The organism is Faecalibacterium sp. An77, assembly GCF_002161315.1.
In the GTDB taxonomy this organism is placed as follows: Bacteria; Bacillota; Clostridia; order Oscillospirales; family Ruminococcaceae; genus Faecalibacterium.
Window position 1 is genome coordinate 19,725 of record NZ_NFHK01000035.1, and the last position, 7,394, is coordinate 27,118.

Sequence of the window (7,394 nt, forward strand, 5' to 3'; positions counted from 1 at the left end):
GCCCTCCCCCGCGCCGTCCGCGGTGAGAAAGCAGCCTTCGATGTCCTTTTCATCGGGACAGTGCCTCAGGGCCGGCTGACCGCGCCCCGGGGCGCCGCCCTCAACATCAAGCCTGGGCGCGGGCCATCAGCATGACCGGGCCGGAGGTGGTAACGGACAGATAGACGGCGCCGCCCGACACGCGGACCGGCACAATGCGGGAGTTGCCGGCGCGATCCCAGCAGATGGCCACCATCTGGGTGCCGTCGGTGACGCCGGGCACAGCGATGGCCACATCCACGCTGCCGCCCTGGGCGATGGCATTGGCAGCGCCCAGCGAGGCGGCAATGTCATACAGGGCGATGGGGCTGTAGCTGTCGGCCGAAGCGCCCACCGTGGACTCAAAGGCAGCCGCTGCCGCAGGGGCCGTGGCGGCCAGCAGGCCGCTGACCGACTCCGCCTCGGTGACCTTCTGATACAGGCTGTTCAGCTGGCCGTTGGCGGCGTAGGACAGGCCGCTGGAGGTGGCCTGTCCCGACAGCTGCTGTGCCGACAGGCCGGTGGCGTTCAGGGCGGCGTTGGCGGCCAGGGTGGCCGACACCGGGGTCACCTGGATGATGACATCCTGCGAGGACTCCACCTGCACCGCCGCGCCGGTGGCCGGGTCGATGGACGGCTTCGAGGAGACGGTGATGGACGTGCCGGTGCTGGTGGAGACGGAAGGCTGGGTGACCCCCACCTCGCTCTGGGTGCGGCTGGGATACCACTCCACCGCCAGCACCTGGCTGCTCATGGCCACGGCAATGGCTGCCGCCACCGATGCGCTGGCCAGATTTCGGACCAACTTGTTGTTCATGATTTACGTACCTCCATTGGGTGATTTATTGTGCGAATGACCCCGGCCGTAGCCGTAGTCACTGCTACCGTAATAACGCTGGTAGTAGGCGCTGGCCCGGCTGCCGGTGTCGGCCCGGTTGAGAACCATCCCCAACAGGGGAGTCTCGGTCCGTTTGAGCAGCTGGGCCGAGTGCTCCACCAGCTTGCGGGGGGTGCTGCCGCTGCGCACCACCAGGACGCTGCCGTCGCAGTGGCGGGCGATGTTCAAGCCGTCCGCCACGCTGCACAGGGGCGGCGTGTCAATCAGTATGTAGGCAAATCGCTGGGCGCAGTACTCCACCATCCGGGCAAACTGAGGGCTTTCCAGCAGGATGGTGGGGTTGGCGATGGTGGACGCCACCGGGATCATATAAGCATTGGGAATATTGGTCTTGTAGATCACATCCTGGATCTCCGCTTTGCCCGCCAGATAGTGGGCGGCGCTGAGGAGTTTTTCCTGGCTGGCGCTGCGGATGCCGTACTTGCGGCGCATTTCCGAGTTGCGGAAGTCGCAGTCGATGAGGAGCACCGGCGTCCCCACCAGGGCCATCTGCCGCCACAGCTGGATGGTCAGAAAGCTCTTGCCCTCGTTGGGGACGCTGCTGGTCATCATGACGGTGCGAATCCCGTCGCCGCAAAAGCCCAGATTGATCCGCAGCTGGTTGAGGGCCTCGGCCGCCGCAAAGGGCAGTTCGGGCATGGAATGGATTTTCAGCTCTTTCATATCGCTTCCTTTCGTCGGAACCATCTCCGCTTGGCTCCGGCTTCCCCGGGCTCCGACTCGGGGATGGTGGCCAGCGGCTGCACCCCAAAGTGACGGGCCATGTCGTCGGGGGTCACAAAGGTATCGTTCAGCAGGTGACGGCCCAGCAGCACCCCGCAGCACAGCACAGCGCCCAGCACCCCGCCCAGCAGCAGGTTGTACAGGTAGCTGGGGCTGGCCTTTTGGGTGGGGACGATGGCCTCCTCCACCAGGTTGGGCTCCTGGGTCTCCATGATCTGGGGCAGGTACACCCGGGCCAGGGACACCAGCTCATTGGCGATGGAGGCGGCCTGCTGGGGGTCGGGGCTGGAGACGGCGATCTTGAGGATGCGGGTGTCGGAGGCGTTGGTGATGCGGATCATCTCCTCCAGGTCCCGGGTGGTCATCCCCTCCAGGTCCAGACGGTCGATGACGTCCTCCAGCAAGGGGCGGCTGCGCATCAGTTCCTGATAGTCCGCCGTCAGCTGGGAGCCGATCTGCAGGTCGGTGAGGTTGACCACCGAGTTGTTGGAGGCGGACACAATGTACAAACTGGAGGTGGCTTCGTACAGCGGGGTGATGAAAAACCGGGTGATGACCAGGGCGGCGGCCGCGCCGGCGGCCAGACAGCCCAGAATCACCCAGATGTGCCCCCACAGCAGATAGAACAGCTCCACCAGGTCGATTTCCTCCCGGGGAGCGCCCCATGCCGCCGGGGCTTCGTTGAGGGCTTCGTGATGTTCCATAACGCGCAATGTCTCCTGAATCTCAGATTTCCTGATAAAACAGCTGCAAAATGGTCTTTTGCAGGCTGTCCTCGTCCAGATAGTAGGCCCAGTATCCGTCCTCCACCGTGTTTTCGCCGTCGATGGTCAGTACCGGCAGCTGGGCATACTGCTGCAGGCGGCCGGCAATCTGGGCCGCCCGTCCGCTGGGAATATCGGTGATGATATAGTCGGCCGCCTCCTCGTAGGCCTCCACCACAAAGGAGGGGTCCATCTGGCGTGCCTTCTCCTCAAAGGCCCGGAGAAACTGGCGCTGACGCTCCATGCGGGCCAGATTGGTCTGGTCGTCCACGTTCTGGCGGGTGTGGACGTATTCCAGGGCCTGTTCCCCGTTGAGGGTGAGGGTCTGGCCCTCCACCAGGGTGGGGTCCACCGCCGACAGGTCCGAGGTGACCGTCAGGGTCACCCCGCCCACCATATCCACCAGCACCCCCACGCCCCCCATGGTGAGGGACACATACCCGTCAATGGGCTGGTCCCCCAGCAGCATGGACACTGCCCGGACGTTGTTCTCGCAGCTCTGTTCCCGGCCGTTGCCGTAGGCGTGGGCCAGGGCGATCTGCTGGCGGATGGTATAGGGCACGGTGCCCATCATGCTCAGCACCGGCACCTCCACCATGCTGTCCCGGTTGATCTGAAGCATCTGCCAGGTGCGGGCATCGTGGTCCAGCACCAGCAGAATCTGGGCGTCGGCCTGGCCGCCCGCAACATAGCTCTGGGTGCCCACTGCCTTGCCCATCACGTCGATGCCCAGAAACAGATAGCTCTCCACATTCTTTTTCTGGCGGTAGGTGCGGTCCTCCACCGTCATTTCTTCCAGATAGACGGGGGTGCGGTGGTCGCTGCCGGTGCCCCCGGCCGGGGCGGCGGCGTCCGCCTGGTCCCAGCGCTGGAGGGCATAGCCCCCGCAGCCAAGAGCAGCCAGAGCCAGGGCGGCCGCTCCCGCCGCCCTGCAAAAGTCCCGCCGGCTGACCCGGCGGTCACGGTAATCTTTCATGGATTTGCAGCACAGACAGCCGGCTGGAGCAGGGTTTCCGCGTTCCGGTCCAGCCGGGTCAAAAAGCCCGCCCCCAGTTTCTGGGCGGCTGTCCTTCTTCCTTCCTGGAGATTTGGCACCCGGTGGGTGAGATTGTGGCAGTCGCTGGCCATCAGAGGGAACCGGGCCTCCCGCAGCAGTTCCACCGCCAGACGGCGGGTCCGCCAGGACAAAAGCGCCCCGGCATTCACCTGCAAAGCCACCGGCAGCTGTTCCAGCTGGCGGATGCGTTCCCGGTTGCCCTTGAACCCGCAGAACCGCTCGGGGTGAGCCAGCACCACCCGAAAGCCCCGGTCCAGCACCAGAGCCGCCACCTCCTCCACCTGAAAGTCGTTCCAGATGGAGAAGGGCATTTCCAGCAAAAGGGTGCAGGTGCCCTGGATGCAGAGGCGGTCCAGGTCGGGGCATTCGCTGATCCCCGAGAAAAATGCCGTCTCTGCCGCCGGCAGAAGCCGGGGCAGGTCCCGGGTGAGGACCGGCCGCAGGCTGTTCAGGGCCTCCTCCCGCCGCCGGCAGAAGGCGTCGATCTTCTCCCGGCTGGCGTAATAGTGGGAGGTACAGCATACGGTGCCGATGCCCTGTTCCGCCTGACGGCGCAGCATCCCCAGCGAGACCGCCGTGTCGGGGCTGCCGTCGTCCATGCCGGGCAGAACATGACAGTGGATGTCCGCCAGCTTTTCCGTATCCATTGCAGCCCCTCCTTTCCTCTGGTATACTGGGCCTGTACTCCCGGCTTTTCCGCCTCCGGCGGGGGCCGGAAAGGATCTTCCATCTGGAAAATGAAAGCTCACCGCCTCAAAGTCCGGCTGCCGCCGGGCTTTTTTCGTTTGGCCTGCCCTTTATGGACCCCTTTTGGCTCCGGCCGGGCAGCGAAAAAATCCGGTTCATCTCCCGCCGCATCCGGCCCAGATTGGAGTGCACATAGCGTTTCAGGGTGATGTTGGCGTCGGTGTGGCCCAGAATCTCACTGAGGGTCTTGATGTCGCATCCCGCCTGCAGGCAGGTGGTGGCAAAGGTATGCCGCAGCAGGTGGGGGTGAACCTTTCGCACCGCCGCCCGCCGCAGATAACCCTGGATGCTCTTGCGGTAGCACCGGGGCTCCACCGGCCGGCCGGTATTCCCCGACAAAAACCAGCTGTCGGCCCCGGCCTCCCGGCCCAGCCCGGCCAGCAGGGGCAGCAGGCTGCGGGGGATGGGGATTTCCCGGCCCGAGCTGCGGGTTTTGGGGGTCTGGATCACCAGCCGGGTGTGCCCGTCGGGGCCGTAAATCCGGCTCACCGTCCGGCGCACCGTCAAAAGGCCGGCTTCCAGATCAAAGTCCCCCCACTGCAGCCCGCAGACCTCCCCAATCCGCAGGCCCAGCTCCATCTGGAGCAGCAGCCCCACCCTGCGTGGAGTGGGGCGTTCCAGCACAAATTCCCGCACCCGGGCCTGTTCCGAGCCGGAAAGGGGCTCGGCGGCCCGGGTCTGGGCCTGGGGCAGCTTGACGCAAATTTCCATGGGGCGGATCAGCCGCAGATGGGCCGCATATTTGCAGATGCGGCGCAGCATCACCAGACATTCCCGGGCCGAGGAGGACCCCAGAGGCCGGTGGCTGCCGTCCGCCGGGTCCAGCACCCGCAGCATCCCCTGTTCCAGGGCCTGCTCGTCCAGGGACAGCAGTTCCGCCTCTCCAAAGACCGGCAGCAGATAGCGCTGTAGGGTGTAGCGGTAGTGGGCCAGGGTGGACTCCTTGACCCCGCATCCAATGGAAGCCAGCCACTGCCAGGCCAGCTGTCCAAACCGCATCCGCCGCCCCGACAGCTGATACAGCCCGCACTCGGCCTTTCGGCGGATCAGTTCCTGCCGGACTTCGGCGTAGCTGGAGCCGTACACCGACCCCCAAACGGCTTTCCGGTCGGGGGTGCGGGCTTTGATATACCGGCCCTCCCAGCGGCCGTCCTTTCGTCTGCGGATGTTTTCGCCATGTTTTGCCATTTCAGGACCCTCCTTCGGTCTGGGCTGCGCGCCCCTGCACAGAAAGCACAATTTGCCGGCGGCACGGCGGCGGTTTTTGCGGCAGATTGTCCAGCACAGGAAAATTCATGTCCCTAAATGGAAAATCCAGCCAAGTTTACCGTATTCCTTCCTATTGCAACCGCCCGGCCGGCATGATAGAATAGCAGGGCAATTGGCCCGGCTTTGAGCGTGGATCCTCCATTTTCCAGATGGAGGATCTTTTTCTTTCCCGCCCGGCTACAGTATGCCCCGCCCCTGCCCTCCTACATACCGGACCCCTGAAAACCGTTTTTTCCGCAAACAAAAAAGCTGCTCCCCCATCTGCTTTCGCAGACAGGGGAACAGCTCTCGCTATCGAAAAAGTTACTCCAGAATTTCAGCGCACTTGCGCAGCCACTCGATCACCGGCAGGTGCTGGGGGCAGGCCCCTTCGCACTGGCCGCAGCCGATGCAGTCCGACGCCTTGCCCCGGCCTTCCACCGCCCGGGCGTAGGCCTCCCGGGCCTGGTCGGGCTCGTTGCGGGCCAGCTCCTTGTTGGCGGCGGCAAAGACCTTGGGAATAAAGATCTGGCGGGGGCAGCCGTCCACGCAGTAGCCGCAGCCGGTGCAGGGAATGGCAGCCGAATGGGCCAGAATCTGCTGGGCCCGGGCCACCGCGTCCCGCTCAGCCTGGTCCACCGGCCCAAACTGGGTGAAGGTGGCCAGGTTGTCCTCCATCTGGGCCAGGTTGGACATGCCCGACAGCACCGCCAGAACGCCGTCCAGGCTGGCGGCAAACCGCAGCGCCCAGGACGCATAGGACATGCCGGGCCGGGTCTGGTCAAACAGGTCCTTGATCTCCTGGGGCGGGTCGGCCAGAGCGCCGCCCTTCACCGGCTCCATGATGACGATCTGTTTGCCGTGGGCCCGGGCAATCCGGTAGTTTTCCCCCGAGGTGACCTCGGGGTTATCCCAGTCGGCATAGTTGATCTGAAGCTGAACGAAATCCACATCCGGATGTTCGGTGAGCAGCTTGTCCAGCAGGGCGGGGGTACCGTGGAAGGAGAACCCATAGTGCCGGATGCGGCCTCTGGCCTTTTCCTCCTTCACAAAGTCCCACAGACCCCAGGCGTCGTATTTTTTGGCGTTGGAGTCCTGCAGGGCGTGGAGCAGGTAGTAGTCAAAGTATCCTGCGCCGGTGCGCTCCAGGCTCTGTTCCAGCTCGCTGCGGGCGTCTGCCGCGTCCTTTGCTACCCGGGCGTTCAGCTTGGTGGCCAGGGTGTAGCTGTCCCGGGGATGGCGCTCCACCAGGGCTTTCCGGGTGGCTTCCTCGCTGCCCGGGTAGACATAAGCGGTGTCAAAGTAGGTAAAACCCGCCGCCAGGAAGGCGTCCACCATCCGGCTGGTCTGGGCCACGTCGATTTCCTCGCCCACCTTGGGCAGGCGCATCAGGCCAAACCCCAGAGGCGCATGGTTTGCCGCTGTGTTCATCTGTCTCATCCTTTCCATTGCCCCGCCGGGCCAGGCCGGCCGCGGGCTTTCTGGCATCAGTATAACACACCGGCCCCGGGATGGAAATGGGTTGGGGCAAAATGCGCGGCGAGACCTTTTTCGGCTTTTTCGAGAAAAAGCCTGGCAAAAAGCTTTTCAGACCAGCACCCGCCTGCGCGGGCGCTGTAACTTTCATTCAAGGGTGCAAAAAAGGGCCGGGCCCCGAAAACCAGGGCCCGGCGCTTTTATGTGAATGGGAGAGAATAGCTTATTACTGGGGCTGCTTGCCGATGTAGGCCAGGATGCCGCCGTCCACATACAGGATGTGGCCGTTGATGAAGTTGGAAGCATCCGAAGCCAGGAAGACAGCAGGTCCGCCCAGGTCCTCAGCCTCGCCCCAGCGGCCGGCCGGAGTCTTGGCGATGATGAACTGGTCGAAGGGATGACGGCTGCCGTCGGGCTGGATCTCACGCAGAGGTGCGGTCTGCGGAGTGGCGATGTAGCCGGG

The 7,394-nt window shown here is 64.3% G+C and carries 8 protein-coding genes; all 8 read right to left on the reverse strand.

Features of this window, described 5'->3' with window-relative positions; all coding sequences use genetic code 11:
* Positions 1-106 precede the first annotated feature (106 nt).
* On the reverse strand, positions 107-835 hold the full coding sequence (locus tag B5G28_RS10680) for a hypothetical protein (RefSeq protein WP_087248631.1): 729 nt from the start codon (positions 833-835) through the stop codon (positions 107-109).
* Positions 836-838: 3 nt separating this feature from the next.
* Positions 839-1,579 carry a CpsD/CapB family tyrosine-protein kinase gene (locus B5G28_RS10685; protein WP_158099615.1) on the reverse strand — a complete coding sequence of 247 codons (741 nt, stop codon included), beginning with the start codon at positions 1,577-1,579 and terminating at the stop codon, positions 839-841.
* Positions 1,576-2,343, reverse strand: a complete 768-nt coding sequence (locus B5G28_RS10690) for a Wzz/FepE/Etk N-terminal domain-containing protein (RefSeq protein ID WP_087248635.1) — start codon at positions 2,341-2,343, stop codon at positions 1,576-1,578. Before B5G28_RS10690 ends, B5G28_RS10685 begins: the two co-directional genes overlap by 4 nt.
* A gap of 22 nt (positions 2,344-2,365) precedes the next feature.
* Entirely contained in the window at positions 2,366-3,379 is a 1,014-nt protein-coding gene (locus B5G28_RS14720; RefSeq protein WP_158099616.1) for an LCP family protein, read from the reverse strand.
* On the reverse strand, positions 3,376-4,107 hold the full coding sequence (locus tag B5G28_RS14725) for a CpsB/CapC family capsule biosynthesis tyrosine phosphatase (RefSeq protein WP_158099617.1): 732 nt from the start codon (positions 4,105-4,107) through the stop codon (positions 3,376-3,378). Before B5G28_RS14725 ends, B5G28_RS14720 begins: the two co-directional genes overlap by 4 nt.
* A 106-nt stretch (positions 4,108-4,213) precedes the next feature.
* A complete protein-coding gene (locus B5G28_RS10700; protein ID WP_087248638.1) occupies positions 4,214-5,395 on the reverse strand; it encodes a site-specific integrase in 1,182 nt (393 codons plus the stop codon).
* Between the two features lie 384 nt (positions 5,396-5,779).
* The gene (locus B5G28_RS10705) at positions 5,780-6,886 is read right to left on the reverse strand and encodes an aldo/keto reductase (protein WP_087248640.1); all 1,107 of its coding nucleotides are present in this window, start codon (positions 6,884-6,886) and stop codon (positions 5,780-5,782) included.
* 271 nt (positions 6,887-7,157) lie between these two features.
* Positions 7,158-7,394 (reverse strand): SDR family oxidoreductase (locus tag B5G28_RS10710; RefSeq protein WP_144265519.1); only part of this gene is annotated, 237 nt, incomplete at its 5' end.